General features: G+C 51.8%; 25 protein-coding genes, 1 riboswitch and 1 other annotated feature. Of the genes, 14 read left to right on the forward strand and 11 right to left on the reverse strand.

Features of this window, described 5'->3' with window-relative positions; genetic code table 11:
* Positions 1-145 precede the first annotated feature (145 nt).
* Positions 146-1,825 (forward strand): GGDEF domain-containing protein, encoded by a 1,680-nt coding sequence (locus KNP72_RS08520; protein ID WP_034804305.1) that lies wholly within the window; start codon positions 146-148, stop codon positions 1,823-1,825.
* A 96-nt stretch (positions 1,826-1,921) separates the two neighbouring features.
* Positions 1,922-2,017, forward strand: a riboswitch (SAM riboswitch).
* A 52-nt stretch (positions 2,018-2,069) separates the two neighbouring features.
* Positions 2,070-3,371 (forward strand): Na+/H+ antiporter NhaC family protein, encoded by a 1,302-nt coding sequence (locus KNP72_RS08525; protein ID WP_214832883.1) that lies wholly within the window; start codon positions 2,070-2,072, stop codon positions 3,369-3,371.
* Between the two features lie 27 nt (positions 3,372-3,398).
* Here the strand turns inward: KNP72_RS08525 and KNP72_RS08530 are convergent, their stop codons facing one another.
* Positions 3,399-4,043 (reverse strand): TVP38/TMEM64 family protein, encoded by a 645-nt coding sequence (locus KNP72_RS08530; protein WP_214718447.1) that lies wholly within the window; start codon positions 4,041-4,043, stop codon positions 3,399-3,401.
* Between the two features lie 224 nt (positions 4,044-4,267).
* On the opposite strand from KNP72_RS08530, the gene trhO reads away from it, so the two are divergent.
* The 4 genes from trhO (at position 4,268) to ald (ending at position 8,336) form a co-directional block, all read left to right on the forward strand.
* On the forward strand, positions 4,268-5,209 hold the full coding sequence (gene trhO, locus KNP72_RS08535) for an oxygen-dependent tRNA uridine(34) hydroxylase TrhO (RefSeq protein WP_034804313.1): 942 nt from the start codon (positions 4,268-4,270) through the stop codon (positions 5,207-5,209).
* A 116-nt stretch (positions 5,210-5,325) separates the two neighbouring features.
* The gene (locus KNP72_RS08540; RefSeq protein ID WP_029596250.1) at positions 5,326-5,751 is read left to right on the forward strand and encodes a divergent PAP2 family protein; all 426 of its coding nucleotides are present in this window, start codon (positions 5,326-5,328) and stop codon (positions 5,749-5,751) included.
* Positions 5,752-5,852: 101 nt separating this feature from the next.
* Entirely contained in the window at positions 5,853-7,076 is a 1,224-nt protein-coding gene (locus KNP72_RS08545; protein ID WP_034804315.1) for a PucR family transcriptional regulator, read from the forward strand.
* Positions 7,077-7,205: 129 nt separating this feature from the next.
* Positions 7,206-8,336 carry an alanine dehydrogenase gene (ald, locus tag KNP72_RS08550; protein ID WP_214718449.1) on the forward strand — a complete coding sequence of 377 codons (1,131 nt, stop codon included), beginning with the start codon at positions 7,206-7,208 and terminating at the stop codon, positions 8,334-8,336.
* Positions 8,337-8,429: 93 nt separating this feature from the next.
* On the opposite strand, the gene murB is transcribed toward ald, so the two are convergent.
* Positions 8,430-9,350, reverse strand: coding sequence for a UDP-N-acetylmuramate dehydrogenase (gene murB / locus KNP72_RS08555; protein ID WP_214832885.1), 921 nt, complete (start codon positions 9,348-9,350; stop codon positions 8,430-8,432).
* Between the two features lie 155 nt (positions 9,351-9,505).
* Positions 9,506-10,156: a diacylglycerol/polyprenol kinase family protein gene (locus KNP72_RS08560; protein ID WP_021068135.1), complete on the reverse strand. Its 651-nt coding sequence runs from the start codon at positions 10,154-10,156 to the stop codon at positions 9,506-9,508.
* A 149-nt stretch (positions 10,157-10,305) separates the two neighbouring features.
* Here KNP72_RS08560 and KNP72_RS08565 point away from each other — a divergent pair, with 149 nt between their 5' ends.
* Complete coding sequence (locus KNP72_RS08565) at positions 10,306-10,929, forward strand: DUF1836 domain-containing protein (RefSeq protein WP_029596252.1); 624 nt, start codon at positions 10,306-10,308, stop codon at positions 10,927-10,929.
* A gap of 68 nt (positions 10,930-10,997) precedes the next feature.
* On the opposite strand, the gene KNP72_RS08570 is transcribed toward KNP72_RS08565, so the two are convergent.
* Together KNP72_RS08570 and KNP72_RS08575 are read right to left on the reverse strand one after the other, a co-directional pair.
* Positions 10,998-11,477, reverse strand: coding sequence for an LURP-one-related family protein (locus KNP72_RS08570; protein WP_021068133.1), 480 nt, complete (start codon positions 11,475-11,477; stop codon positions 10,998-11,000).
* Between the two features lie 216 nt (positions 11,478-11,693).
* On the reverse strand, positions 11,694-12,179 hold the full coding sequence (locus tag KNP72_RS08575; RefSeq protein WP_021068132.1) for a restriction endonuclease: 486 nt from the start codon (positions 12,177-12,179) through the stop codon (positions 11,694-11,696).
* Positions 12,180-12,313: 134 nt separating this feature from the next.
* Between KNP72_RS08575 and KNP72_RS08580 the strand changes: the two genes are divergently transcribed.
* Positions 12,314-14,488 (forward strand): PAS domain-containing sensor histidine kinase, encoded by a 2,175-nt coding sequence (locus KNP72_RS08580; protein WP_214832887.1) that lies wholly within the window; start codon positions 12,314-12,316, stop codon positions 14,486-14,488.
* On the forward strand, positions 14,485-15,555 hold the full coding sequence (locus KNP72_RS08585) for an SDR family oxidoreductase (protein ID WP_214718455.1): 1,071 nt from the start codon (positions 14,485-14,487) through the stop codon (positions 15,553-15,555). The genes KNP72_RS08580 and KNP72_RS08585 overlap by 4 nt, the downstream gene beginning before the upstream one ends.
* Positions 15,556-15,572: 17 nt before the next feature.
* On the opposite strand, the gene KNP72_RS08590 is transcribed toward KNP72_RS08585, so the two are convergent.
* Complete coding sequence (locus KNP72_RS08590) at positions 15,573-16,952, reverse strand: TrkH family potassium uptake protein (RefSeq protein WP_214718457.1); 1,380 nt, start codon at positions 16,950-16,952, stop codon at positions 15,573-15,575.
* Positions 16,953-17,093: 141 nt separating this feature from the next.
* On the opposite strand from KNP72_RS08590, the gene KNP72_RS08595 reads away from it, so the two are divergent.
* The 3 genes from KNP72_RS08595 (at position 17,094) to KNP72_RS08605 (ending at position 18,970) form a co-directional block, all read left to right on the forward strand.
* Positions 17,094-17,345, forward strand: coding sequence for a hypothetical protein (locus KNP72_RS08595; RefSeq protein ID WP_233005246.1), 252 nt, complete (start codon positions 17,094-17,096; stop codon positions 17,343-17,345).
* Between the two features lie 88 nt (positions 17,346-17,433).
* Complete coding sequence (gene motA, locus KNP72_RS08600; RefSeq protein ID WP_021068127.1) at positions 17,434-18,216, forward strand: flagellar motor stator protein MotA; 783 nt, start codon at positions 17,434-17,436, stop codon at positions 18,214-18,216.
* A complete protein-coding gene (locus KNP72_RS08605) occupies positions 18,194-18,970 on the forward strand; it encodes a flagellar motor protein MotB (protein ID WP_214755008.1) in 777 nt (258 codons plus the stop codon). The genes motA and KNP72_RS08605 overlap by 23 nt, the downstream gene beginning before the upstream one ends.
* Before the next feature lie 33 nt (positions 18,971-19,003).
* Here KNP72_RS08605 and KNP72_RS08610 read toward each other — a convergent pair whose 3' ends face one another.
* From KNP72_RS08610 to KNP72_RS08625, 4 genes are all read right to left on the reverse strand, one after another.
* Entirely contained in the window at positions 19,004-20,428 is a 1,425-nt protein-coding gene (locus tag KNP72_RS08610) for a dihydrolipoyl dehydrogenase family protein (protein WP_214832889.1), read from the reverse strand.
* Positions 20,425-20,790 carry a DUF1499 domain-containing protein gene (locus KNP72_RS08615; RefSeq protein WP_214718462.1) on the reverse strand — a complete coding sequence of 122 codons (366 nt, stop codon included), beginning with the start codon at positions 20,788-20,790 and terminating at the stop codon, positions 20,425-20,427. Before KNP72_RS08615 ends, KNP72_RS08610 begins: the two co-directional genes overlap by 4 nt.
* A 64-nt stretch (positions 20,791-20,854) precedes the next feature.
* Positions 20,855-22,234, reverse strand: coding sequence for a sensor histidine kinase (locus tag KNP72_RS08620; RefSeq protein WP_214832891.1), 1,380 nt, complete (start codon positions 22,232-22,234; stop codon positions 20,855-20,857).
* Entirely contained in the window at positions 22,231-22,923 is a 693-nt protein-coding gene (locus tag KNP72_RS08625) for a response regulator transcription factor (RefSeq protein ID WP_021068122.1), read from the reverse strand. The genes KNP72_RS08620 and KNP72_RS08625 overlap by 4 nt, the downstream gene beginning before the upstream one ends.
* A gap of 125 nt (positions 22,924-23,048) precedes the next feature.
* Between KNP72_RS08625 and KNP72_RS08630 the strand changes: the two genes are divergently transcribed.
* Complete coding sequence (locus KNP72_RS08630; RefSeq protein WP_214718464.1) at positions 23,049-23,870, forward strand: Cof-type HAD-IIB family hydrolase; 822 nt, start codon at positions 23,049-23,051, stop codon at positions 23,868-23,870.
* Positions 23,871-23,905: 35 nt separating this feature from the next.
* Positions 23,906-24,895: an alpha/beta hydrolase gene (locus tag KNP72_RS08635; RefSeq protein ID WP_021068120.1), complete on the forward strand. Its 990-nt coding sequence runs from the start codon at positions 23,906-23,908 to the stop codon at positions 24,893-24,895.
* A 40-nt stretch (positions 24,896-24,935) separates the two neighbouring features.
* Here the strand turns inward: KNP72_RS08635 and KNP72_RS08640 are convergent, their stop codons facing one another.
* Positions 24,936-26,498, reverse strand: a complete 1,563-nt coding sequence (locus KNP72_RS08640) for an aromatic amino acid hydroxylase (protein ID WP_214718465.1) — start codon at positions 26,496-26,498, stop codon at positions 24,936-24,938.
* Between the two features lie 53 nt (positions 26,499-26,551).
* Positions 26,552-26,748 (reverse strand) — a binding site (T-box leader).
* Positions 26,749-26,765 lie beyond the last annotated feature (17 nt).

Genomic DNA, 26,765 nt, shown 5'->3' on the forward strand with positions numbered 1-26,765 from the left:
TTGAAAAGCAATTTCATTATAGAGGATATTTCATATAGACTCAATGCTAGAATTCCGCCATTATGGTGGATAGGCAGGACTCGGGCGTGATTGTGCCGAATCTTCTACCATACATAATTGAATTTTTCCCACATAGGAGGGAACCATGAACCATTTCCGCAAGATGTCCGTCCTCGGTTGGAGTATTTGGAGTATGCTATTCAGTTTGACCCTCATCTTGTTCGCTACAGGCGTATTAAACATGCCGGCCATCGAGCCGTTACCGTTCATCTTGATTGCGTTGCTCGTCATTACTTTTCAAATGGACTCCATTGAACGGAAAGGCGTCTACTTTACCTTTTCAGAAAGTATCGTCTTAATTATTTTTTTATTCTTTGATTTTGAGACAGCGCTGTTCGTCAATCAGATTGGACTACTCGTCTTCCAGTTCGTCAACTTGAAACCGCGCGTCGCGCTTCGACGGTTCCGTTTTACGTATCCGTGGAACGCCATCACGTCGTTTTTGGAAATCGCCATCCCGGCCAGCGTCTACTTGGCACTCGGTGGTGTGACCGGTCTCGGTTTTTATTCCCAAGATTCGTTTCTGCCGCTTGCCGGCTTGATTGTGGCCATCATCTTAAACACGGTCGTACAAAAGTATCAAGTCGGTTGGTGGTTCCGTGTCGATATCCCGGTCCGCGACTTTCTAAACATCGCGTTTTACACGTATATCGTCAGTCTCGTCTTCATTTTAGCAGCCTCGCTCTTCCGTGAGACGAACTTGCTTGTCGTCAGCAGTATCGCCGCCGCACTCACCTTCTTTATTAAGCGGCTCATCATCCAGAAAGGTCGGCAAGACGCCTTCAAATCGTTGATTGAACAATATGATGAGGCAAAAGAAGCCGTGTCGTTGTCACAAAGCGAGGCGCAAGCGATTGAGGTGTTCCTCAGTCAATGTGAACGACTCAACGAGTACGACGAAGGGTTCGTCGAGTTCAAACTGTTCGATCGCACACTTTACTTTGATTTAAAGACGCGCCAGCCGATCGATCGCCACGTCGTCTTTGATTTACTCGATGCAACCTATCCGAACGAAGCCTCGGTCGAGTATGAGATGCGCTTTGAATGGGACGCCCCGTTATCGAACGAGTTCGATGAAGACTATCATAGCTTCATCTCGGTCCGTTCCGAGGAAATCGAAGGCATCCGCACGTGGCTCGTCATGACCGGCGAGCACGTCTATGGCTATCCGCCCATCATTCAACGTGAGATTGTCAAACTGCTCAAATCGTTCAATCGAACGATCAGTCGTTGTCATGAACGCGACCGCCTCTATACCGAGAGCCGGACGGACAGCTTGACGTTGCTTGCCAATGCACGGGCTTTTTATGAATACGGGATTCAACAAATCTCGGACGGCTCGATGTACCCGATTTCCGTCGCAATGCTCGATATCGACTTCTTCAAAAAAATCAACGACACGCACGGTCATCAAGTCGGAGACAGCGTGCTCCAAGAGTTTGGTCGCCGCATCCGCCAAGTGCTCCGCACCGATGATTTCGCAGCCCGTTATGGCGGCGAGGAGTTCATCTTGCTTTTGAACCGATGCGATGTCGAAGCCGCCGTCGAGATTGCCGAGCGCATCCGTCAACAAATCGAAACCAAACCATTCCACGTTGACGGAATCGATATCCCAGTGACCGCCTCAATCGGCGTCGATACGATTCAAGCGTTCGGTGACAAACGACTAGACGATACGATTCGCAACGCCGACCGAGCGCTTTACGTCGGCGGGAAGTACGCAGGACGCAACCGCGTCGCCCATTACAATTTTTTGACGTCCTGACTCGCCCCCACGTGCATCGCGTGGGGGGTTGCTATTGACAAGCAGATTTGAAACAGGTACGTTAGGGAACGTGTCTTATAACTAAATATCACAACTTTTTTATCAAGAGAGACTGAGGGACTGGCCCGATGACGTCTCGGCAGCGGGTAACCTGTGCCAAATCCAGCGAGCGGTCTGCTCGAAAGATGAAAAAAGTGTTTCTTGTAGAGAGAGCCTTTTTTCAGAAGGCTCTCTTTTTATTTTTATGAATGAGGTGAATCGATTGGAACAACCAACAGCTAACAAATGGGCGCTCTTGCCCTTACTCGTCTTCCTCGTCTTCTTTATCGGGGCAGGCATCTACTATGACGATTTTTATAAATTTCCCGTCTTGATTGCGGCCTTGATTGCCGTCATCGTCGCGGCGATGATGACGAAAGGAAGCGTCACCCAGACGGTCGAACGTGTCGCCCAAGGCGCCGGCAACCCAAGCATCTTGATCATGGTGTTCATCTTCTTGCTCGCCGGCGCGTTTTCAAGCGTCGCCGAAGCAATCGGGGCGATTGATGCGACCGTCAATGCGGCATTGACGTTATTACCGCCTTCGCTCCTCTTGAGCGGCCTGTTCGTCATCGCGGCCTTCATCTCAATGGCGATGGGCACATCGACCGGGACGATTGCCGCACTGGCGCCGATTGCCCTCGGCATCCATGAGGAGAGCGGCGTCAATATCGCCATCGCAGCAGCGGCCGTCGTTGGCGGTGCCATGTTCGGTGATAACTTGTCGTTCATTTCGGACACGACGATTGCAGCCGTCCGCACCCAACGGACGAACATGCGCGACAAGTTCCGGACTAACTTTTGGATCGTCTTGCCGGCAGCCGTCATCACAACGATTTTGCTCGCCGTCTTATCGAGCGGTGAATCGACCATCGAGCCGGCAGCGTTTGAATGGTATAAGCTGATTCCGTACCTTGCGGTCATCGTGCTCGCCTTGACGGGAATGAACGTCATCCTCGTCTTGCTCGGCGGCATCGCCCTGACCGGCATCATCGGTCTGTTGGACGGCAGTCTAGCCGTCACCACATGCGTCACCGCCATGGCGGACGGCATGATGGGCATGGCCGAGATTTCACTCCTGACATTGCTCATGGGTGGGCTCGTCGGACTCATCTCGCATAACGGCGGACTCACGTACTTGCGTGACGCGCTCACGTCCCGAATTAAAAGACGGGCCGGCGCGGAGTGGAGCATCGCCGGGCTCGTCAGTGCGACAAACGTCGCGACGGCGAACAACACGATTTCGATTCTCGTGGCTGGTCCGCTCGCCGCGAACATCGCCGACGATTATGACATCGAACGTAAAAAGTCAGCGAGTGTACTCGATATCTTCTCGTGTGGGGTCCAAGGTCTGTTGCCTTATGGGGCACAGCTTCTCATTGCGGCCGAACTGACGAACACAGCGTCACCGGCGCTCGTTCCGTATATGTTCTATCCGTTCTTGTTGTTCATTTGCGGAGGATTGGCCATCGCCTTCAACTTCCCGCGTTTCAAAAAACGCGCTTAACGAAAACGACCTTGTGAAGCAGTCGCTTCACAAGGTCGTTTGTCGTTTCGCTTCAAGTTCACGTTTCAGCTGCTCGTTCCGTTTTCTGAAGGCACGCCGTTTAAGCAGTTCTTCGAGTCCACGGCTGATGGCCCATAGGACAATCAGTAATAAGACGAGCATCGATAATCGGAACGGGCTTTGGATAAACTCTTCCCACTGGTCGCCAATGACAGAGAAAATCAAGACGACGAGCAACTTGCCGAACCCGGCCGCCATGATGAACGTACGGAGCGGCATTTGAATGAGCGCGAGTAAGTATGTGATCAAGCTGACCGGAATAAACGGGAGCGAGTACAGAAACCCGAGTGAGACCGGACTCATGTGCTTGATGCGTTCGAGCCAATAGACGCCTTGCTTATGTCTCTCGAGCCACCGCGTCATCGGCTTTCGGAACACGTAGCGAACAGCTACAAACACAAGAATTGTTCCGAGCAAACTCCCGATCCAAGACAGTAACGTCCCAAGCAAAAATCCATATGTCGCTGCGTTCGCCGAGATGATGAGGACGAGTGGGAGAAATGGAAAGATCGCCTCCAGGAACGGTGCCCCAAGTCCTGCCCAAGGTCCGCCTGGAAGTCCTTGTAGCCATTCAATCAAGTTTAAAATATATTGTTGGAGTGATGTCAGCATGTCAGTTTCCACCTTCAACTTTCGTTATTCCTTTTTACCCGATTTCGCTCAGGAAGACGCATCCCCCTGCCCACCGCCGTAAAAAAATAAAAAGTATTTGCGAAATTCCGCTGTGATATCTATCATATAATATGGACTTGTGGTTGCAGGCAAGTCCGTTCGTCGAACGACACAACCCAACGTTCGTTTTCCTGCAAAAAACTGAACACAGGGGAGTAACACACATGGAAACAAAACCAATGCGGGTCTTGCTGTACTATAAGTACGTCAATATCGAAGACCCAGAAACGCTCACACAAGAGCACCTCAAGTATTGCAAGGATCTCGGCATCAAAGGACGCATCTTGATTTCTTCCGAAGGAATCAACGGGACGTGCTCTGGGACTTGGGAACAGACCGAGCAATACATGAACGACTTGAAAGCGAACCCGCTATTCAGCGACATCGAGTTCAAAATCGATGAAGTCGAAGAGCATGCGTTCTCGAAAATTTTTGTCCGTCATAAGAAAGAGCTTGTGACGTGGCGCTTTGATGGTGAGTTCGACGTGCCTAAACAGCACGGTGCATACCTCGAACCGGCAGAATGGAAAGAGATGATGAATCGCGACGATGTCGTCATCCTCGACGTTCGTAACAACTACGAGTACGATCTTGGTCACTTTAAAAACGCGATCAAAATCGATGTAGAGGCTTCTCGTTACATGCCAGATTGGCTCGAAGAGAACAAGGACCTCTACGAAGGGAAAACGTTACTCACGTACTGTACCGGAGGCGTCCGTTGCGAGAAATTTACCGCATATATGCGTGACCAAGGTCACGACAACATTTTCCACCTTAAAGGCGGCGTCGCCATGTACGGCAAAGACGAAGCCACGAAAGGCGAGGACTGGGAAGGTGAGCTTTACGTCTTTGACGAGCGCATCAACGTCCCGGTCAACACGGTCAACCCGTCCGTTGTTTCGGAGTGCATGCACTGCGGAACGAAGACGGTCCGCTACGTTAATTGTGCCAACCCGGTGTGTAATGCCCAACACTTCTGTTGTGAAGAGTGTGAACCAAAACAAATGCGTTCATGCTCGAAAGAGTGCCAGGAGCATCCACGCAACCGCTATATCATCGAGAATATCGCGGACAAACTTCAGGAGACTGAAGGCGTCGTCGGGTAACAAAAATCGACCAGAAAGCACTTCGAGCCTATGCTCGGGGTGCTTTTTTGACAGAAACTTTACGTCTAGCCGATGACAGAATCGGGTATAGTGTAGATACCATTGTCAGACAGGAAGTGAATCGATTGCTCTTTAACGAACCTTTACTCGCCGCCTTGCTCGCTTGGTTCATCGCACAAGCAGCTAAGCTCGTAACCGAACTCATTAAAACACGAGATTTTGAATTAGAAATCATGTTTGCCTCGGGTGGGATGCCAAGTTCCCACTCTTCGACCGTCGTCGCCTTAGCGACCGTCATCGGTCGAATCGAAGGGCTCGATTCCAGCATGTTCGCGCTCGCCTTGATTTTTGCGACAATCGTCATGTACGATGCGACCGGTGTGCGTCAGGCGGTCGGATTCCAGGCCCGCTTGTTAAACGACTACTTCAAAGGAATCAAGCACGAGACGCCCATCTTAAATGAACTGGTCGGTCATACCCCGTTCCAAGTCATCGTCGGTGCCTTGCTCGGTCTCGTGGTCGGACTGTTTTTCCCAATTTAATGTGAATGATGCAGGCATGTCGTTCCTCCTTCTAAAAACTCACCATCTTTTTGTGAACTTTCACAACAGAGACGGTATAGTGAAAGAGAGGAGGAATCGACATGCCTTTTTTGCAGAAATCTTATGAGTCGCTCGATACGCTCGCCGAAGCAATCGGACAAGCGATTCGGGCCCCCATCACGATTGAAAACCGACACCATCAGTTACTGGCCTATAGCACCCATCCCGACTCGACCGATCCGGCACGTATCGCGACGATTATCGGCCGCCGTGTCCCGGAGGCGGTCATCGAGGACTTATGGGAAAGCGGGATTCTTCAAGAAGTGATTGACCGTGACGAACCGGTCGTCATCCCTGCTCGAATGGCTGTCGGACTAGGCGAACGAGCAGCCGTCGTCATCAAACAACAAGGTGACGTGCTCGGTTACATTTGGAGCCTGGCCCGAACGACGCCGTTCTCGGAACAAGAACTCACCGTCCTACAAGAAGGAGCGAACATCGCCAAAAAGCTACTGATGACCATCGCGATGCACGAGCGGCGCATCGATGCCGAATTGGAACGCTTCTTTTTAGAAGTGCTGGCCACTCCCGTCTTATCGCCACCCCACCGCGACCGCTTGAATGAGCTCGCACCGATTGCCGTCGCCAGCCGCCTCACCGTAATTGAATGTGCCCAGCCGGTCACCCCACAACTGGCGGAACGACTGTTTTATGTATTAGCGACCCAGCAAGCGATTGAAGTCGTCCTGCACGCTATCGATGGCCAGCAACTACTCGTCTGGCATTATATGAAATCGGACTTGGCCGAGGAAGAAGCGGCGCTCTTACAGTGGGCTGACCGTTTTGAAAGTCAGCTCCGAGACAAGTTCATTGAAGCGGAGCCGCGTCTTGGCATCAGTCGACGCTTTTTTGAGAGCGATATGCTCTATGCGGCGATGGAAGAAGCACGACGCGTTACGTCGCTTCGCCGAAAGTTCCCGTATGAGCTTGCGACATCGCGCACGTTCGAACAGATCGGAATTTATCAGCTCGTTCCCGATTTGGCCCGACGCATCGGGCTTCGTCTCGAGACGCATCCGACCATCGAGCGCCTACAGGCGTATGACGTCACGCATCATACCGAGCTCGTCACGACGCTCGAATGGTATTTCTATTTTGATGGGAACGTCAAGCGTGTCGCCGCTCATCTTCACATCCATCCGAACACCGTGCTCTACCGGATTCGGCGGATTGAAGAACTGACGAACATCACACAAGTCTCGCTCCCTGAACGGGCCGCCGTTTATCTCGCCATTAAGGCCGGTCAATACCGCCAAGACGATTGACGCCTACTTTGTGTTTTTTCACAAAGTGGGCGTTATCACTTTTAGAATCCATGCTAAAGACAGCGTTTTCGGATGGGTCTATACTAAAGGTGTGAACAAATTGTGTCAGTAGAGAAAGGGGAACTTTACATGAAAATCGGGGTATTGAAAGAGATTAAAAACAACGAAAACCGCGTCGCCTTGACGCCAATGGGTGCAGCCGTATTAACTGAACTTGGACACGAGGTCCTCGTCGAGACGGAAGCGGGCGTCGGTAGCGGCTTCACAAATATGGAGTATGTCGATGCGGGGGCAACCATCGTCGACACAGCCGCAGACGTTTGGGTAAACGTGGAATTGGCGTTGAAAGTAAAGGAACCGCAACCATCGGAATATCGTTATTTCCGTCCTGACTTGACCCTCTTCACTTACTTGCATTTGGCGGCCGAACCAGAACTCACGAAAGCACTCGTCGATTCTGGTGTGACGGCTATCGCCTATGAGACGGTCGAGATCGACCGCACATTGCCGCTCCTCACACCGATGAGCGAAGTGGCCGGACGGATGGCTGCTCAAATCGGCGCCCAAATCCTTGAAAAACCGCACGGTGGAAAAGGGATTCTCTTGTCTGGCCTGCCAGGCGTACCACGTGCGAACGTCACCGTCATCGGGGGCGGTGTCGTCGGGATGAATGCCGCCCGCATCGCGATTGGTCTTGGTGCCAACGTCACGATTATGGATATCAGCCCGGCTCGCCTGCGCCAAATCGATGATCAGTTCGGCAACACAATCAACACACTCATCTCAAACAGCTATAACATCGCCAAACAAGTCGCTGAAAGTGACCTTGTCATCGGTGCCGTCCTCATTCCAGGCGCGAAAGCACCGAAGCTCGTCACGAAAGAAATGGTCCAACAGATGTCACCCGGTTCGGTCATCGTTGATGTCGCCATCGACCAAGGCGGAATCTGCGAAACCATCGACCATATCACGACGCATGACGCGCCGACGTACGAGCGTTACGGGGTTCAACACTATGCCGTCGCCAACATGCCAGGTGCCGTCCCACGCACGTCGACACTCGGTTTGACGAACGCGACGATGCCGTATATCGTCGAGTGCGCACAAAAAGGGATTTTCCCAGCACTCCGCGAGAACGCAGCCTTGCTTAAAGGATTGAACGTCATCGACGGGACGGTCACGTATGAAGCCGTCGCCCGCGACCTCGGCTACACGTTTGTCGCTCCAGTCGAAGCCATCACGAAGCAACTACAAGCGTAAACGTAAAGCCGTCGGCATTGTTGCTGGCGGCTTTTTTGTTGTCCTCGTCCCATTCAAAAACGCTCGAACCAATCGGTTCGAGCGTTTTCATGCTTATGCGTTCTCGACGGCGATGTCCTCACCGATGATTTTCACTTCTGGTTCAAGCTCAATCTCGAACTTCTCCTTTACCGTCGCCTGGACGTGACGGATGAGCGAGATGTACTCAGTCGCTGTCGCTTCATCGATATTGACGATGAATCCGGCATGTTTGAGTGAGACTTCCGCTCCACCGATCCGCTTCCCTTGCAGGCCACAGTCTTGAATCAATTTGCCGGCGAAGTAGCCCGGTGGTCGTTTGAAGACGCTACCGCATGATGGATACTCGAGCGGTTGCTTCGACTCGCGCTTGTACGTCAAGTCGTCCATGACGTCTTTGATCGCTTCATAGCCGAGCGGCTCGAGTTCAAACGTCGCTTCGAGCACAATCAACCCGTCTTTCGAAATCCGGCTCGTCCGGTAGTCGAGATCGAGCTCGTCTTTCGTAAGTGTCATGAGCTGCCCTTCAGGCGACAACACGACCGCACTCGTGATGACGTCTTTCGTTTCTCCACCGTAGGCGCCTGCGTTCATATACACCGCGCCACCGACCGTTCCCGGGATGCCACAGGCGAATTCTAAGCCAGATAACTCTTCGGTCAACGCTTGACGTGAGACGTCGATGATGGCCGCACCGGCTTGGGCGATCAGTTGATTCCCGTCTCGACGAATCGTTTTCAGTTCGTTCAAGTTTAAGACGATGCCACGAAGGCCTCCGTCACGGACAATCAAGTTCGACCCGAACCCGAGAATCATGACTGGGACGCTCTCGCGATGGGCGAGCTCAAGCACGGCTTGAACTTCTTCATACGTGTGCGGGGCCACGAAATAATCGGCCTGCCCACCTAATTTTGTATACGTGTGTGCCGACAGCGGCTCATCTTGCTTCACGCGATCGGCCGGAATGATAGTGAGTAGTTGATTTAAAAAGCTCATGCGTTGCCTCAATCCTTTACGTTCAATTTTAAAGCATGCCTCGGTTCGTCAAGAGAGAGGCAGGCACGTCACTGAATGATTTCAGTACGAAACACAGTATACAAATCTTTGACAGGGGTGACAAGCAACGTTTTCTTTACAATGAAGGAATTGATTTATAACAATAATGATGTAGCAACGGCCACGACGATAGGAATTGTAAAGTTATCCCAATCTCGATACGAAATTGCTTCTGTGAGTGTGGCAACGATTGAAATAATGAATCCATATGTTACCACTTGCCAAAGTGGAATATCATCCCACAAAAATAATAAAAAGAGGACGGCATACGAGCTGAGGAACATGGCCATGCTACCTTGGAACGAGCGCTTCTGTCCGTATAAATCATAGGTCACTGTCCCGTACTTCCGACCAATGAGCGCGGCCAGGCCATCGCCCCAAGCCAAGACGAGCGATCCTGCCAAAAAGGCGAGCGGCTCTGATTCAAAGAAGAAGAACAGGATGACAAGCAAGGCGATCGGATAATAGACGGTGCCGAGCGATTTACGTTCCGTCTGATGAACCGGTGACGGACTCTTATAAAGAAGGAACGCGTTCGCGAACGTGAAAAAGACGAGCGGCACGGCGGCGACGTACCAAGTTTCCATTAACCAAACTGCAAGCAGCGACCAATGGCCGACCGCGATATGTACACTTTTACGAATTGTCTCATCCGTCCAGCCGAGGCGTTTGCCAATCTGTTCAAGACCGACGAGAAACACCAGGACAATGACGATGGACAGGATGGAACTGACCCATTCATTCATCGATGAACCACCTTTATCTACATTTTTTTGTACGTTTTCATTATACCTTAATCGAGCGATAGCCTAGCTTCCTTTTCAAACATTTGGTAGAATGAGGTCAAATGACTGTATAGCCAACGAACGAAGGCGGCTATAGAAAGGATGCCTGTATGCGCGACGCAATTTCGATTCAAACTTTGGCTGATTGCCTTCACTATATGCGGGTTGGCGACGTTGACCGGGCCATCTCGCTCTTTCCCGAGGACGTGCGCGAGCATTTCCCGAAAGAGCTTCGCAAAATCCACTTGTTTCATATTGAAAAGAACGGACTGTCAATCAATCAAATCGTCGCTTTGGCGAACACGTTGACCGGAGAGCATTTATCCGCGACCACGATTCAAAACTGGACGAAGCGAGAAGTCCGCAAAATCATCGGGGTCCCCCGGGTCGGAAAGAAATACTCGCTCCAACAAGCGGCTATCATTTATTTGCTGGATGATTTGAAGCACTTGTTCTCACTTGAAGAGACGAGTTCTCTCCTCGCACTCATCTTCAACAATCCTGACCGCGACGAGGACGACCTCATCTCGCCCATTGACTTTTATCGTCTCTATGCCGAGTACGCCAAGTCGACGAGCCCGATCGAGCTCCTCGACACGCGTGCGAAGCGCTCGATTGAAAAGATGGGGGTCACCCACCCGAACATCTTGCACGTCCTCAAACTCTGTCTATACGCCCATCGCGTGACGACACTCGAGATCGAGGCAAAACACTATTTGAACCGCTTCATTTGATTTTCGTCGAATGAGGCTTTTTTTTAGAAAAAAACACCAGTCGCAGTGACTGGTGTTCGTCATATTGGTTACACCGATACCGCGATTGGCATCCGTGATTTGACTGTCAACGTTTTAAGGACAGACAACAACTCGAACATCGAGAGTTGGTCGGCCTCTTTCGTCAGGCAGAAGCAATCATCGTCTTGTTTGCGGAGTTCCGCCACAAGCTTACCTGCTTTGTCTCGAACGCTGAACTTGTAACGCTCGACATCGTATTGAATCGTATAGAGACCGCGTTCGTAGACGTTGTACTCACACTTTTTCCCGAATAACGAGAATTTGTCCTTCAACTGACCGATCGCTTGTCCGTCGTGGTTCATGACGACCCACTTCTGACAGTTCGGGATATACTTCCCGTGAGCGATTTGACGGCCTGACAAGTTGTGCACTTGAACACTGCCCTCCGCGTCGCGGTGAACAGATCCGATCGCATCATTTGTCTCGTCATAAATGGTCGCTTCGCCTTGCGTAAAGACGCAACCTTTTACATAAATTAATTTGCGCACCGCTTTTCCTCCTAATACGTTCCAACCGTTGATTTGTGTGTGTTTGGTTGGTATTTCTATGAAACCCCAAATTGGTACTGTGCGTCGCGTTTTCTCGTTTCAGCGACTACATATTTCATATGACGAAGATGATTATTGCACCTATTCGTGAAAAAGACAACCCCTTTTTCTTCGACACAATCCGCCATTCTGTCAAACTTGTGAACACGCCTGATATTATCGCTTGAAACCGGCCTGTTTCAACATCTCTTCGAGCTCCGTTCTTGCAATCAAACGAACTTGATTTGGCTCCGCCAATTCGTATGCACTATCGGTATAAGAGGAGTTCGTCACGACCCAACCTTCGTTCACCCCATAGTATGGAACGGAGGCTGCGACTTGTTGGACTGCCTCAAGCCCGACCGCTTTTTCATAACGTTTCGCTTGGACCGCGATTGACCATCCGTCCTCCGCTTCAAGGAGCAGGTCCGCCCCGAAGTCACGCGACGCCGGCGTCACCGTCACCGTGTAACCGAGTGCGGTGAACACTTCTTCTAAAAACAATTCAAATTCACGACCGTCCATCCGATCGATGCGGTGAATCGTCGACAGACGCATGCGCCAGATGAGCCAGAGCAGGCCGATTCCTAAACACGCGACGATACTCCATATCGGCGCATCTCCCCACCATAATCCGATGGCGATCAACAAGCTGAGCCCCATTCCCTTCACATCTATCGTCCTCTCTATCTGTTCTTGTCTTCACTTTACCGTTTGGAGGCAGGAAAACAAAGGGGGAGCTGTCGAATGTATTGAAGATGTACCCGTGTGACATACAGAAGGAGGGATCATCGTTAATGGAGAACCGAGGACATCTCCAAAACGAATTACTGCACGCCTTGCCTTACGGTGTAGCGTTAATCATGACGGACGGGACAATCGTCCAAGCGAACCGGCCATTTTTAGAGCAATTCCCTGAAGACTTACAAACGAGAACAAACATCTTTCATATGGTCAACCAATCACCGATTACGATGGAGCTATCGAGACGAATGGAGCAAGGCTTGCCTTGGACGTACGAGATGCCGACAATCCGCATCCACGCTATCCCGAACGGTGACGTCTATATCTTATCGATTGAACCTCTCCCGCTCGATACGCGCGTGACGGTCCAACATAACGCGTTCGAAGCGATGATGCACACCGAACTCGACATGGCGATGGTTATGACCGATGCAAATCTGTTAATCAATCGCTTCAATAAAGGGGCGACCGAGCTGTTCGGTTACGAGCCGCATGAAGTACTTTACGAAATGACCCCGTTCGGTCTATTCGAGTCGCGCGAGCTGAGCGAGAAGCGGACCCATTATCAAGACGAGACTGAGCGATTGTTGTCATTCGAACAGATGCTGCGTGTGGCGTTAGACCGCGGCGACCGTGAATGGAAGTTCCAACGAAAAGACCGGACCCATTTCGTTGGAAAGCTGTTCATGCATCCGGTGTACGAACAAGCTCGCGTCATCGGCTTCTTCTTTTTCGTGTTCGATGTCAGTCCCGAAATCGCCTTGAAAGGCGAATTGCTACACAAAGAACAACGGTATCGCATGTTCGCCGAATCAGTTATCGAAGCCGTGCTGTTTCACGAAGGTGGGACCATCTTAGACGCGAACAAGGCGGCCGAATCGATTTTCCGAATTCCGGCCGAACAGATGGTCGGTCGCCAAACGATTGAATTTATCGCTGAAGGCTATCGGGCCGACGTGTTGCGCCGGATCCGGAACCATATCCAGACACCTTACGAGGTCATCGGCCGTCGTGAGGACGGGACGTTTCTCGAGATGGAAGTGTATCCGAAAGAAGTGACGTTCCAAGGCCAGACGCTCCGGGTCGCCGTCATGCGCGACATTAGCGATCGGAAGAAAGTCGAGCGGATGCTCGAGCGGGAGAAGAATGCCATCGCCCGGCAACGAGATATCATCCAATCGATTTTACAGGCCTCCAATGAAGCGTTCGTCTTGACCGAATCGAACGGAAGCGTCCTGTTTATGAACGTGCACGCCCGTCGCCTGCTCGATTTGCCAGGAATCGCCCCGAACAAGATGCAAGAGCGGATTCCGCTCCTGTCGACGTTCCGTACGCGCGACCGCACTGAGATGTTGAAAAAAATCGACTTATTACTCGACGGGTCGGCCCGCGAAGTGTCGATGCGTTTCTCCATCCCGCAACCGAACGACCGGGATGAACAGTATTACGAGATGTACGGGACCGGTATGGATACAAAACGCCAAATCGGAATGGACAGCGGCTTCTTATTCGTGTTCCGCAACCGGACCGAGGAAGAGCGGATGGACCAAATCAAAAACGAACTGGTCAGCACCGTCTCACACGAACTTCGCACCCCGCTCTCGTCGCTGTCGGGATATATCGAGCTGATGCTTAGCCGCGACTTGAATCCCGAGAAACGCGAGCGTTACTTAAAGACGATGGCGAAAGAAGCGAAGCGTTTGACCGACCTGTTGAACGCCTTTCTCGACATTCAGCGCATGGAAGACGGCAATCAAGAGTATAAGAAAGACCATTTCGTCTTGAACGAACTCGTCCGTGACGTCGTCGAACGCTTCCGCGAGACGAGCAACCATTCGATCCATTTTGATGACGCCGATGAAGTGCTCCACCTCATCGCCGATCAGGACCGCATCGAGCAGGTCATCATCAACCTGCTATCGAACGCCATCAAATATTCGCCGAACCATCACGAAATCGAGGTGCGGGTGCGCAAAGAACGAAATCAAGCCCACGTCTCGATTCAAGACTTTGGCATCGGGATTCCGGAGCATGCGTTCGAAGAGCTGTTCAAGAAGTTTTATCGCGTCGACAACTCGGATACACGCCAAATCGGCGGGACGGGTCTCGGGCTATCCATCTGTAAGGAAATCATCGAATCGCACGGCGGAAGTATCGAGGTCGAATCGAGCGTTGGCGTTGGCTCGACATTCACGTTCACGTTGGACTTAGCGGAGGAGACACTATGAACCATTACGCTTTCACCGGTTTCCCCGGCTTTTTAGCCGGAAAGATGATCACGCACCTCGCGTCATTGCCGAATCAGATTGGGACGATTTACGCACTCCACCTCCCGACCGAACGTTCCGGCGCACATGCTTTAAAACAGGAGCTGTTGGAAGCGACGTCGTTACGAGATGATCAGCTCGTGCTCGTCGAGGCCGATATCACGCTACCTGAAGTCGTGCTTGATCCAATCATGCGCTCCGTCATCGAGCGTGAAGTGAATTACGTGTTCCATTTGGCAGCCGCTTACGATTTGAGCATCCCTTATGATGTCGGATATCGCATCAACTTGCTCGGGACGAAACACATCACCTCATTGGCGAAACGGGCACCCTATTTAAAGCGGTACGTCTACTTCAGCACCGCCTATGTGTCTGGACGCCGTCAAGGGACCGTTTATGAGAACGAGTTATGGCACCGCGTTCGTTTTAAAAACCATTACGAGGCGACGAAGTATGAGGCCGAGGCCATCGTCTCGCGCGAGCTCGGCTCGATGCCGGTGACCATCATCCGTCCGGGCATCGTCATTGGCCATAGCGAGACCGGCGAGACGAAGAAGTTTGACGGGGTCTATTTCGTCTTAAAGTTAATGGACCAACTTCGTCAAGCTGCCCCGCTGCCTTACATTGGACGACAGAATATCGAAGTAAACCTCGTTCCTTATGATTACGTCGTCGAGGCGACCACTTATCTCGCTCACGCTCCGGTCGGTTTGAAGCGGACGTTTCATTTGACCGACCCGTTTCCACACGGGGCCCGCGAAGTGTACCGTATGATTCACGAAGAGATGTTCGGTCGCCCTCCACGCGGGACCATTCCGCATGCGGTCGCGGAGACCGGATTCTCGGCGCTACATCTGTCGGAACGTTACGGCGTTCCGCGTGAGCTACTCGCCTACTTTAAGCATCAAGTCCATTTCGATACGACACAGACGCTCCGCGCACTCAGCGGCACTGATATCGTCTGTCCGGATTTAAAGGACTATCTGCCAAAAGTCGTTGCCTATTACGAGACACAAAAAAAGCCCTAATTAGGGCTTTTTTTGTGTCATCCGATTAGCAACTTCTCTTTTGGATAGCGAATCTTCCGGTCCATCTGGCGTGCGACCGTGAAGAGGATCGTCAACGAACCGACACGACCGAGTAACATCATGAACATGATAAAACTCTTACCTGCATCGTTCAGTTCCGCCGTGATCCCGAGTGATAACCCGACCGTCCCGAAGGCCGAGACTGTCTCGAACAAGAGTGCTGTCGCCGGAATATGACCGTTCGTCAAGATAGTCAGTGCGGTAATCAATAAGATGAAGAAGAAACTCGTAATAGCCACGATGTACGCTTTTTTAATTTGGAACGCGTCAATCGTCCGCTCGAGGATGACCGTCTCTTTTTTCCCGACGATGAACGCCCACATATCGGCCAAGATGACAACTACGGTCGTCACTTTAATCCCAGACCCAGTGGAAGCGGCTCCAGCACCGATATACATGAGAATCAAGACGACCCCGATTGAGATCGGCGCCATCGTCGTGAGGTCGATTGTATTGAAGCCTGCGGTCCGTGTCGTCACAGCCTGGAAGAAGGTGACGTGCATCGCTTCTCCGAACGGACGGCCATACAGTCCGCCCTCATTCGATACCCACTCAAACAACATGAGCGAGAACCAGGCAATCCCGTTGACGATGGCAAGCGAGGCAATCATGATTTTCGAATGGAGGGCGAGGCGCTTCCAACGCTTCACCTCGGTCGCATCCGCGATGGTCGTGAAGCCGAGACCCCCAATCATGAGCAGCACAGCAATCGTGATCACAATGGCCGTATTCTGCTCGAACTGCATCAAATTGTCCGGCCATAGGGCGAACCCGGCGTTGTTAAACGCTGAGACCGCGTGGAAAAAGCCATAATACAGCGCCTCACCAAAGCGATACTCACCGGTGCTGTACAGTTCGACCGTTAAAAACAACATGCCGAGAAACTGGACGATGAGCGTCGTGAAGACGATGTTGCGGACGAGACGGACCGTGCCGCCGGGACCCGACAAGTTGAGTGATTCTTGGAGCAAGATGCGCTGCTTTAAACCGATTTTCTTTCCGAGCACACTAAGCAGCATGAGCGCGACCGTCATAAAACCTAAACCGCCGATTTGAATCAAGGCGACGATGACGAGCTCACCGAACGTATTAAAGGAAGTCCCAATATCAATTGTCGATAATCCGGTCACCGTTCCGGCCGACGTCGCGATAAACAGACAATCAATCCAGGACACGGGCTGTGTCTGTGCGAACGGCATATAGAGTAACGTCGCCCCTAAAAAAATGGCGAGCAAAAAGCCTGTCGCGATAAAACGGGCCGGCTTTTCAAACACGAGCCGGTAAAGCGCCTCAATTCGTTTTATGCGCAATTCCCGTACGGTCAATCGATGTCGCATCTCGCTATCTCCTTCAAATCAAGTTTTCTAAGGCTCATACTACTCCTCACTTATAAAATTGCCAACTAGAAAAATGTATCGCTAACTGTTTGCCAGATTTTTTGGTAATATGAGAGATAGACTTTATGAATGTTGAGGAGGTTGAATGAAACCGTGGACCCTAGTACGGTAGATCATTCGCTAACGGATGTCTCGCGAAGGTTGGAGCGTCAGTCACAATGCATGCCCGCCCATCTTTATTTCCAGCTCGAAGAACTGCTACATTGGTCACTTGATCAAGAAGTTGTGAATCAATTGTACGCATTATTAAAAAAATACGACGTGTTAACCGATATAGAGCGTGAAGAACGAAATATCAGCATCCAAATGCTGATTGACGAAAACGGCGCTTAACCATCGGGAACGCATTTGCGGGAGACGAGTTAAGTCTCTCGCTTTTTTTGTCTCCTGATTTTTTTTTAGAAAGGTGGAAAACATAGACATGGATGTCGTCACGTTAGTAGGACTCATACTTGGGTTCCTCACCCTCGTCGGAGGGATGGTATTGAAAGGAGCCGGGATTGCCCCGCTCATCAACCCGGCAGCACTCGTCATTATTTTTGTCGGGACAGCGGCCGCGGTCAGTATCGCCGTTTCCAAAGAACAGCTGCAAAACGTACCGAAGTTGTTCGGAATTCTCTTCAAAAAGCAGGAGTTACCAAGTAAATCCGGGCTTTTGACACAGTTCGTCGACTTGTCGACGCAAGCGCGTAAAGAAGGACTCTTGTCGCTCGAGACAGCGCTCGAACAAGTTGAAGAGCCGTTCTTGAAACAAGGGATGATGATGGTCATCGACGGCCAACCATCCGAATATATCGCCGAGGTCATGTCGCGCGATATCGAGAACATGGAGCAACGCCATAAAGCGAACTCGGACATCTTTACCCAAGCCGGCACGTACGCGCCGACACTCGGCGTTCTTGGAGCCGTTATCGGTTTGATTGCGGCCCTAAAAGATTTGTCTGATATCGAAAAGCTCGGTCACGCGATTTCAGCCGCGTTCGTCGCGACGTTGTTCGGGATTTTCACAGGATACGTCCTCTGGTTCCCGTTCGCCAATAAATTAAAGCAGTATTCGAAGAGCGAGGTCATCATCAAAGAGATGATGATTGAAGGAATTCTCTCGATTCAAAGTGGGGAGTCTCCGAAGACGTTAGAAGATAAATTGTCTGTGTATTTGTCTCCAAAGGAGCGAGCCGACTATGAAGCGCAAAAAGAAGCATGATCATGAGGAACATATCCCGGAAGGTTGGTTAATCCCTTACGCCGATTTATTGACGCTCTTACTCGCCCTCTTCATCGTCTTGTTCGCCTCGAGTAACATCGACCAGACGAAGCTCGAGAAAATGTCTCAATCCTTTAACCAAGTGTTCTCTGGCGGGACGAGCGTGTTCCAAGCGTCAACCGCCTCGAACAGTGACATCAGCCGTACGAACAAGACAGATACGACGGCGAATCCTCGGACATATGAGCTCGCCAAACTGGATGAGTTAAAAGAAGAGGTCAATCAATACATCAAAAAGAACGGGCTCGAACAAGAGATTGAAGCGACCATCAACTCAAGCGGTCTCGTTTTGACGATTCAAGACCGAGCCTTGTTCAGTATGGGGGAAGCGACGCTTGACGCCGAGGCTAGAACGGTGGCCGGCTCGATTAGCGGTATCCTGGAAAAAGCCGGTAACCGTGAGATTGTCGTATCGGGTCACACCGATAACATCCCGATCAACACGGCCCGGTTCCCGTCGAACTGGGAACTCAGTTCAGCCCGGGCCACGGCTTTCATGCGCGGCCTGTTGACAAACGATGCTTTGAACCCTAGCCAGTTCACGCTCGCTAGCTACGGAGAATACAAACCGATTGCGACGAACGACACCGAAGCAGGGCGCTCGAAAAACCGCCGGGTCGAAGTGTTGATTAAACCACTCGTCGATTTATCAGAAGGCTCACCGAAGATGCTCGAAACAATCGTCTTGCCATAAAAAATCCCACTCTGTTGAGAGTGGGATTTTTCGTTATCGGGTCCATTCGAAGTACTTGCGTGACAAATCCGTGAGCGGGCTGTTGAACAAGCGTTTCCGCCAGTAAAGGTCGGCCACTTTTTTCACGGCCTCGCTTCGCGACGGGTACGGATAAATCATGCGGGACAGCTTGCCGATTTTATCGCCTCGTTGCATCGCATAGACGACGATTTGCATCCAATCCCCGGCCGTCATACCGATGGCGTGACCGCCGATGATTTTGCCGTTCTTGCGCGTGATGATTTTGACGAAACCTGTCTCTTGTCGGTCGGCGACGAAGCGGTCGACCTCGGACAGTTTCGCTTCAAACACCTCGACGTCGTCACCATGGCGCTCCCGTGCCTCAGCTTCGGTCATGCCGACGTGGAACACTTCCGGTTCCGTGAACGTGATCCACGGCATCTTCGTGTAGTTGACCTTGTTCCAAAGTCCGAACAAGGCGTTGGCCACGACCGCTTTTCCTTCCTCGCCAGCTGCGTGTGTGAACGGTAACGTCTTGATTGTATCGCCAATTGCGAATATATGAGGTTGCGATGTGCGGTACGTCGACGTAACGTCGACAAATCCGTCTTTGACGTGGACGTGAGCCCGGTCGAGTCGAAGCTCATCGATTCTCGGTTTCCGGCCTGTCGCCACGAGCAGCTTGTCCGCCTCGTACGTGACCGTTTCGCCATCGATTTCGCCGGTGACGTGAACGCGTCCGTCGACTTCCGAGACTTGATTGATGTTGATGCCGATTTTAAGGCGCATCGCCATCTCGAGCTGCGAACGGAGCAACTTACTGACCGATTCGTCCTCTCGCGGTAAGAACGTGTCCTGAGCCTCGAGCACGGTCACTTGACTACCAAGACGAGCGAACGACTGAGCGAGTTCGAGACCGATTGTCCCGGCCCCGATGACGATGATGCTCTCCGGCAATGTCTCTTCTTCAAACACTTGCTCATTTGTTAAGTATGGCACGTCGTCCAAGCCGTCAATCGGCGGTATCGTCGGTTGCGAGCCGGTCGCGATGACGAATTTCTTCCCAATCAGTAAATCGTCACCGACTTTGAGTTCGTATGGGCTTTGGAACGAGGCCTCGCCGATATATACGTCGACCCCAAGTTTTTCGAAACGTTCCGTCCCGTCATGGTCTTGAATGATGGCACGGGCACGGTCGACGCGTGCTTTCGTCGTCTGGTAATGGTCGCGGCCGTCAAACTCGGCTCCGAGCACTCGGGCAGCTTGCATCATGCTGCTCGCTTCTTTCGAGGCGGCGATCAGTGCTTTCGATGGGACACACCCAACGTGAAGACAGTCTCCACCAAGGTGTTTTTTCTTCTCGACCAAAGCGACTTTCGCCCCTAAATTTGCGGCACCGGCCGCGACCGTCATTCCGGCCGCACCCCCACCAATCACAATCAATTGATAATCCTTCATCTCATCAACCTCCGATAGCGTTCACTCACGTCTTGCATCCGTTTCCGGTTCACCCCAAAGTCAGAGTGACCGAGTCGTGATGCCGAGCGGAATTCAATTTGTCTTGTCTCATCGTCGAATCGGAATTCGACGTCATCCTTAAAGCGCATCAATTTCGTTGTCACAACATAATGGAGCGTGTCATCCGTCTCCTTGACGAGCTCGGTCCGAGGCAGTTGCCCCATCACCATCTTGATTGTCTCGATGCTCTCGGCGCGGTCTCGCCCGTATGGGAGCGGCTCCATGCGTAGCGCTTCGATTGTCGTTTCGGTCGAGACGGCGTTCGGACTACCTGACAATGGCTTCAATGATTTCGTTGCCATGAAAAAAACCTCCCTCATTCTACATACAATTACATGTATCCTGAATTCGGAAGGTTTAACCCTTTTAATGCAGTTCGCTCGGGTCAAGCGGCAAGAGAACGGTCACCGTCGTCCCATGACCAATCTCACTTTCGATAACGAGCTTTCCTTCGTGCGCCTCGATTAGCTCCTTAGCAATCGCCAAGCCGAGCCCGCTGCTCCCTTTCGTCACTTGCGCCTGATAGAACATTTCAGTGATGCGCTGCAAGTGTTCCCGTGAAATACCAGGTCCCTCGTCAATAATTGAGATGAACGCGACTCGCTCCGATTGCACGAACCGTATCGTCAACGTCCCACCTTCTGGCGAGAAGCGGATGGCGTTCTCGAGCAAGTTTAAAAATACTTGCTTCAGCCGGTTCTCATCGAACAGTCCGATCGACTTTTGCGGATATCGCTCAATGAGCGTAATCTGTTTGTCTTCGAGCGACTGTTTCAATTGAATCGTCACTTTCCGTAACAACGACACGAGATCAAGTTCTTGCCGATACAAGACGAGCCGGCTCTCTTCAATCTTCGTGTAATCGAGCAGCTGCTCGACGAGCCCGATCATCCGCTCCGTCTCCGAATGGATGATGCTCAAACCGAGCTCAGTCTCGTCCGACAATTTCTCGTCCCCGCCTCGAATCGTCTCCGTCCACCCTTTAATCGAAGTGAGCGGTGTCCGCAATTCGTGCGACACGTTGGATAGAAATTCATTCCGCGTCGACTGGTGCTGCTGGACTTTCGCACCTAAATATGTGAGCGTCCGGGCCAGTGCCCCGAGCTCATGTTTTTCATTGGAATAGACTTCAACATCGAAATCACCTTGTGCCATCTCATCGGCCGTCTCAATGATGTCTCGAATCGGTCGCACGAAGCGGTCTGCAATCCGAATGACAGCATAGAGCGCGACCAGCCAAATCAAGATGCCAATCATGACGACAGCCATCCAAATCTCGCGAATCAACGTGTCAAGGTCGGCGAGCGGCCGCGTGAAGCTGATGGCGAATTCACTCGTCTCTTCCGTGATGATTGGACTCGTCACCGACAAATAGTGATTCCCATCGGCATCGTAGTCTTGGACGACGGACTCGCCTCGAGCGAGATCTTGCAACTGTTTGGTCGAAAAGGCCGCCTGTTGCGCCCGCTGTCCCGTAGTTTTGATGATTTGACCGGTCCGGTCGACAATCGTCAAATCGGTACCGGGATAGCCGAACGTCCGAACGAGCACCGAGAACGCGCTCGGTGTCTCGAATCCGACTTGGGCCTGTGGATACAGGTAGGCGCTCGTCGTCGCATGGCTGAGTAGCGCCTCTGATTCATATTCATAGTAATAGCGGTACGTTCCGTACGACAGGACGCTCACGAGCAAGACGAGCACGAACGTCATGACGAGCATAATTCGAATGACGAGCTGTTGCTTCATCCGTCATGTCTCCGCCACTTGTACCCATGCCCCCATAGCGTCTCGATATAAGCCGGGTGACTCGGGTCGTCTTCAATCTTTTGACGGAGACGACGGATGTTGACGTCGACCGTCTTTCTGTCCCCGAAGTAATTGATGCCCCAGACGGCATCTAACAGCGCGTCACGCGATAAGACGACTTCCTCGTTTTGGACGAGGTGACAAATCAAATCGTATTCGGTCGGGGTCAAATCAATCGCCTGCCCATACTTCGTCACTTGCTTCGCCGCCAAATCGATGGCGAACGGTCCGGACTTCAACCGTTTCTTTTCTTTACGCTTCACTTTCTCGACACGGCGCAGGAGTGCTTGAATCCGTGCCACAAGCTCACCTGGGCTAAACGGCTTGGCGATATAATCGTCCGCCCCTCTGCCGAGCCCTTCAATCTTATCTTCTTCAAGCGTGCGTGCCGTCAGCATGATGATGCCGACGTTCTCATCTAAGTCGCGGATGGCGGCGCATGCCTCGAATCCATCCATTTCAGGCATCATCACGTCGAGCAAGACGACATCGAACGGCTCACGGTCGAACGCTGTGACCGCCTCGCGTCCGTTCGTCGCCTCAAAGACGTCAAATCCGGCTCGTTTTAAATTAACGATGATAAAGCTGCGAATCGCATGCTCATCTTCGGCTACTAATATTCGATTCATATATCCACCTCTTCTGAAGTTCACTACTCTACATTATAGTTACGTTTTTGCGACAAGGTTGTCAATTGACCTCAAATCGTATTAGGATGGAGTCATTAGATTCTGAAGGAGGACTCCTTACCATTATGAGTTACAAGATGATTGTTTTAGATATGGACGATACGCTCCTCACGAGCGACCATACAATTTCCGCCAAGACGAAAGCAGCCTTGCTAGATGTACAAGAACGCGGACATAAAGTCGTGCTCGCGAGCGGTCGCCCGACATACGCGATGTGGGATGCCGCCCGTGAACTCGAACTTGCCAAATATGGTAGCTATATTCTCTCATTCAACGGTGCCTCAATCATCAATTGTGAGACGAATGAAGAAATCTTCTCGAGTACGTTGCTTCCGGAAACGGTCGCCCATCTCCATGATATCAGTGTCCGGGAAGAAATCGCGATTCATACGTACATCGGTAACGAAATCGTAACCGATCAACCGAACCCGTATACTGATATCGAAGGTGAATTGACGGGGATGCCGGTCATCCATGTCGCCGATTTCAAAGAAGCGGTCACGACGCCTGTCGTCAAATGTCTCATGCTCGGTGACGGCGACACGCTCGCTCCAATCGAAACGAAACTGCAAGTCGAACTTGAAGGAAAACTTGCTGTCGCGCGTTCAAAACCGTTTTTCCTTGAGTTCACTGAAGCGGGTGTGACGAAAGGGACGAGCCTCGCCTTCCTCGCCGAACACGTCGGAATTGAGCAAGCCCACGTTATCGCTTGTGGTGACGGGAACAATGACCTCACGATGATTGAATGGGCCGGCCTCGGAGTCGCCATGGGCAACGCCAACACGACGGTCAAAGGCAAAGCCGACTTCATCACGAAATCAAACAACGAAGACGGGATTGCCCACGTCATTGAGACGTTCATGGGAACGGTCCTTATCGATCGGTAAGTGAACAAACTGGATTGAACCAAGGAGGAATTACGATGAATAAAGGATTGAAACGAGCAGGACTTGGACTGGTCGGTACGGCTGTCGCCGGTGCCGCCTATGTATTTTTGTCCCCGAAACCGACCTCACGTCTCGTTAAGACCTCATTTGCCGGCGGGAACGAAGTGGCCATCAAAGGGTTTGATGAAGTCGTTCAAAAAACATCGGTCCGGAAAGATATCGACTATCATTCAGCCTATGAGAACGGGACGTTCGACTTGATTCGCTATGAAGGCGAGAAACAAATTGTTCCGACCATCTTTTGGGTGCACGGCGGTTCGTTCGTCGGTGGCGACAAGGCCGACGTCTTCAAATATGCGACGTCAATCGCGAGCAACGGCTATAACGTCGTCAGCGTCAACTACGCCCTTGCCCCTGACGTTACGTATCCCGTCCCGCTCCAGCAGCTTGAAGAAGCATACACGTATATCGCGGAAAACAATGACCGCTTCCGTCTCGACCTCGACCGCGTCTTTTTTGCGGGTGATTCGAACGGTGCCCAACTCGTCGCTCAGTTCGTCGGTATTCAATTGAACGACGACTACGCACCATCGGCCGAAGTGAATCAAGTCGTTCCGAAAACGTCGATCCTCGGCACGATTCTCATGTCAGGTCCTTATGACTTAAAACGAAGCATCATCGAGTCATCGAAGGCGGTCAACCGCTTCTTGTTCAAACGGATTGGTTGGGCTTACTTCGGAACGTACAATTGGGAAGACTTGCCGGTCGTCGCGGAAGCGTCACCGCTCGTCAATATCCCGGCCACGTTCGTTCCGACGTTTATCACCGATGGCAACACCGGTTCGTTCGAGACGCAAGCGAAAGAATTTGCGACGATCCTCTCAGGTCGTGCGGACGTCACGAGCGTCTTTTATGACCGAAACGAGCACACACTCGGCCACGACTACCATTTTGAAATGGATAAGCCGGCAGCCAGTGCAACGTATCGCCGTTTAATCACGTTCTTGCGTGAAACGACGCGTTAAAAAATAATCCCCGCCCATCATTGGGCGGGGATTATTTTTGTCAGTTGAGCAATGCGAGCGCGCGGCCAATCAACTCATGCCGCGACGGTGACGTCTCACGTAACGCGTGCAACCGTTCCGTCAACGCTTGTCGAAGCGCATCAGACTCGACGAGCTCCAAGCATTCGATGTGGAGCAACCAAGCATCGGGATGATCGGCAAGAATCGTCGGCACGAGCTCATCAATCGACTCGCCTTGCTCCCGCATATTGCGGACCTGATTGAACATCGGGTCATCGTTCGTCCATACTCGGGCGTCACGTTCGATCTGGACCGGCTTCTCCAAGATGACGAGTTCTTCAATCTCGGTGCCCGGAAAAATCGACGGCAGCGTATCTTGTCTCACTTCGAGTGTCTCCAGTTTAATCTGTCGTCCTTCGATGGTGATGACGACGTCTTCGAGATGCAACGCCTCTGTCGTCTCGCTGACGACTTGACCGTCTAACCGAATGTCCGCTGTCGCCAACACGTCTTGAAGCGGTCCATCGAGCACGAGCAGGCCATGATTATGCAAGTTCGTCAATTGACCGTGATTGACGTTCACGCAGTCGTCCCATTGGATAAGGGCACGGGCTCCAGAGCGTGTCACGTGACGAATCACACCGACGCGATCCGTCCCGTCTTCCAGTCGGATGGTCGATTGACTGCCCGACGCGAGCGCCTTCTCGAGCGAAGCGATCCCACCTTGGTTGACCGCCATCCGTGACTCGAGTTCGTCTAGCGCGTCCTTCAACGCTTCAAAGTCTGGAATGACGAATAACTCGCGTTGCATATTCGTCACGTCTTGCTTCGTCTCGAGGGCATGCTCCAAATTGAATGGATGCTTCGTGACGGCGTCTGTCAAACAGTGACGGCTCTCTCCGACCGAAGATAACAGGCCTGCCCCGTAGATGAGTGGATTGTCTACATCACCGATGAGACCAAACTCGACCGTCCACCAAAAGATGCGGGCGACTTGTTGTGCTTCCGAGAAACCGGTCACTTGGGCTTTGGCCGCATGAACAGACGCTTCGGCTGCCGCAATCTCCTCGTCCGTCGAGTTCGCATTCTCCTTCACGACGGTCAATCGTTTCAGTGCTGCAAACGAGGCATGTTCTTCTCGATTCATGAATGACCTCGCCCCGAGCTGACCGAACCGCTTCACAATCTGTGAAAATTCAGGATCCATCAACATCGGCGCATGGCCGGCCGCCTCGTGGATGATATCCGGTGCCGGACTGTACAAAATATTCTCGACTTTTCGGATATCGGTCGCGACCGGCAACATCCCGTTGCCTTGGAAATCAAAGAAAGCGACGCCTGGAATGAGACCATCGACTGCGACCGTCGACCAACCGGCCGACCGCATCTCTTCGGTCATCTGTTCGACGTTCGGGAGACGCTCAGGTCCCATCCCCGTCTTTTTCAACCCTTCGATGTAAAACGGATGGGCCTTCCCTTCAAGCGTGTGCAAGTTCAGTCGCAATACGAAGCGCCAGACAGCATGATCGGTCGGCGTGTACTCGTCGTAGAACTGTGGCGAAATATGAGGGGCCAAATGGCGTGGAATGATTTGTGTGAGCATGATGTTTCCTCCTTTAGTTGACTGAACGTAAAAAAATCCCTATCGATTCACTCGATAGGGACGACTATGCCGCGGTACCACCCTGATTACTAGACGGACGTCTAGTCACTCTACTCCGATAACGGGGGACCGCTCAACAAGTGAGAGCTCGCGAACTGTAATTCGATTCATCCTATGGGCATGTTCACAGCACCACACGCTCTCTGGGCCAGGGAAGATGTCTCTACTTCGGTTCGGTCATTGCTTTTATACTGTTATACAGTTATG

Source organism: Exiguobacterium sp. s152, from assembly GCF_018618335.1.
GTDB classification, from domain to species: Bacteria; Bacillota; Bacilli; order Exiguobacteriales; family Exiguobacteriaceae; genus Exiguobacterium; species Exiguobacterium chiriqhucha.

Bases quoted from the DNA above. Each gene is read 5' to 3' on its own strand.
- KNP72_RS08520 (WP_034804305.1), top strand. From the start codon at position 146: ATGAACCATTTCCGCAAGATGTCCGTCCTCGGTTGGAGTATTTGGAGT.
- KNP72_RS08525 (WP_214832883.1), top strand. From the start codon at position 2,070: ATGAATGAGGTGAATCGATTGGAACAACCAACAGCTAACAAATGGGCG.
- KNP72_RS08530 (WP_214718447.1), bottom strand. From the start codon at position 4,043: ATGCTGACATCACTCCAACAATATATTTTAAACTTGATTGAATGGCTA.
- trhO (WP_034804313.1), top strand. From the start codon at position 4,268: ATGGAAACAAAACCAATGCGGGTCTTGCTGTACTATAAGTACGTCAAT.
- KNP72_RS08545 (WP_034804315.1), top strand. From the start codon at position 5,853: ATGCCTTTTTTGCAGAAATCTTATGAGTCGCTCGATACGCTCGCCGAA.
- ald (WP_214718449.1), top strand. From the start codon at position 7,206: ATGAAAATCGGGGTATTGAAAGAGATTAAAAACAACGAAAACCGCGTC.
- murB (WP_214832885.1), bottom strand. From the start codon at position 9,350: ATGAGCTTTTTAAATCAACTACTCACTATCATTCCGGCCGATCGCGTG.
- KNP72_RS08560 (WP_021068135.1), bottom strand. From the start codon at position 10,156: ATGAATGAATGGGTCAGTTCCATCCTGTCCATCGTCATTGTCCTGGTG.
- KNP72_RS08565 (WP_029596252.1), top strand. From the start codon at position 10,306: ATGCGCGACGCAATTTCGATTCAAACTTTGGCTGATTGCCTTCACTAT.
- KNP72_RS08575 (WP_021068132.1), bottom strand. From the start codon at position 12,179: ATGGGGCTCAGCTTGTTGATCGCCATCGGATTATGGTGGGGAGATGCG.
- KNP72_RS08580 (WP_214832887.1), top strand. From the start codon at position 12,314: ATGGAGAACCGAGGACATCTCCAAAACGAATTACTGCACGCCTTGCCT.
- KNP72_RS08585 (WP_214718455.1), top strand. From the start codon at position 14,485: ATGAACCATTACGCTTTCACCGGTTTCCCCGGCTTTTTAGCCGGAAAG.
- KNP72_RS08590 (WP_214718457.1), bottom strand. From the start codon at position 16,952: ATGCGACATCGATTGACCGTACGGGAATTGCGCATAAAACGAATTGAG.
- motA (WP_021068127.1), top strand. From the start codon at position 17,434: ATGGATGTCGTCACGTTAGTAGGACTCATACTTGGGTTCCTCACCCTC.
- KNP72_RS08605 (WP_214755008.1), top strand. From the start codon at position 18,194: ATGAAGCGCAAAAAGAAGCATGATCATGAGGAACATATCCCGGAAGGT.
- KNP72_RS08610 (WP_214832889.1), bottom strand. From the start codon at position 20,428: ATGAAGGATTATCAATTGATTGTGATTGGTGGGGGTGCGGCCGGAATG.
- KNP72_RS08615 (WP_214718462.1), bottom strand. From the start codon at position 20,790: ATGGCAACGAAATCATTGAAGCCATTGTCAGGTAGTCCGAACGCCGTC.
- KNP72_RS08620 (WP_214832891.1), bottom strand. From the start codon at position 22,234: ATGAAGCAACAGCTCGTCATTCGAATTATGCTCGTCATGACGTTCGTG.
- KNP72_RS08625 (WP_021068122.1), bottom strand. From the start codon at position 22,923: ATGAATCGAATATTAGTAGCCGAAGATGAGCATGCGATTCGCAGCTTT.
- KNP72_RS08630 (WP_214718464.1), top strand. From the start codon at position 23,049: ATGAGTTACAAGATGATTGTTTTAGATATGGACGATACGCTCCTCACG.
- KNP72_RS08635 (WP_021068120.1), top strand. From the start codon at position 23,906: ATGAATAAAGGATTGAAACGAGCAGGACTTGGACTGGTCGGTACGGCT.
- KNP72_RS08640 (WP_214718465.1), bottom strand. From the start codon at position 26,498: ATGCTCACACAAATCATTCCACGCCATTTGGCCCCTCATATTTCGCCA.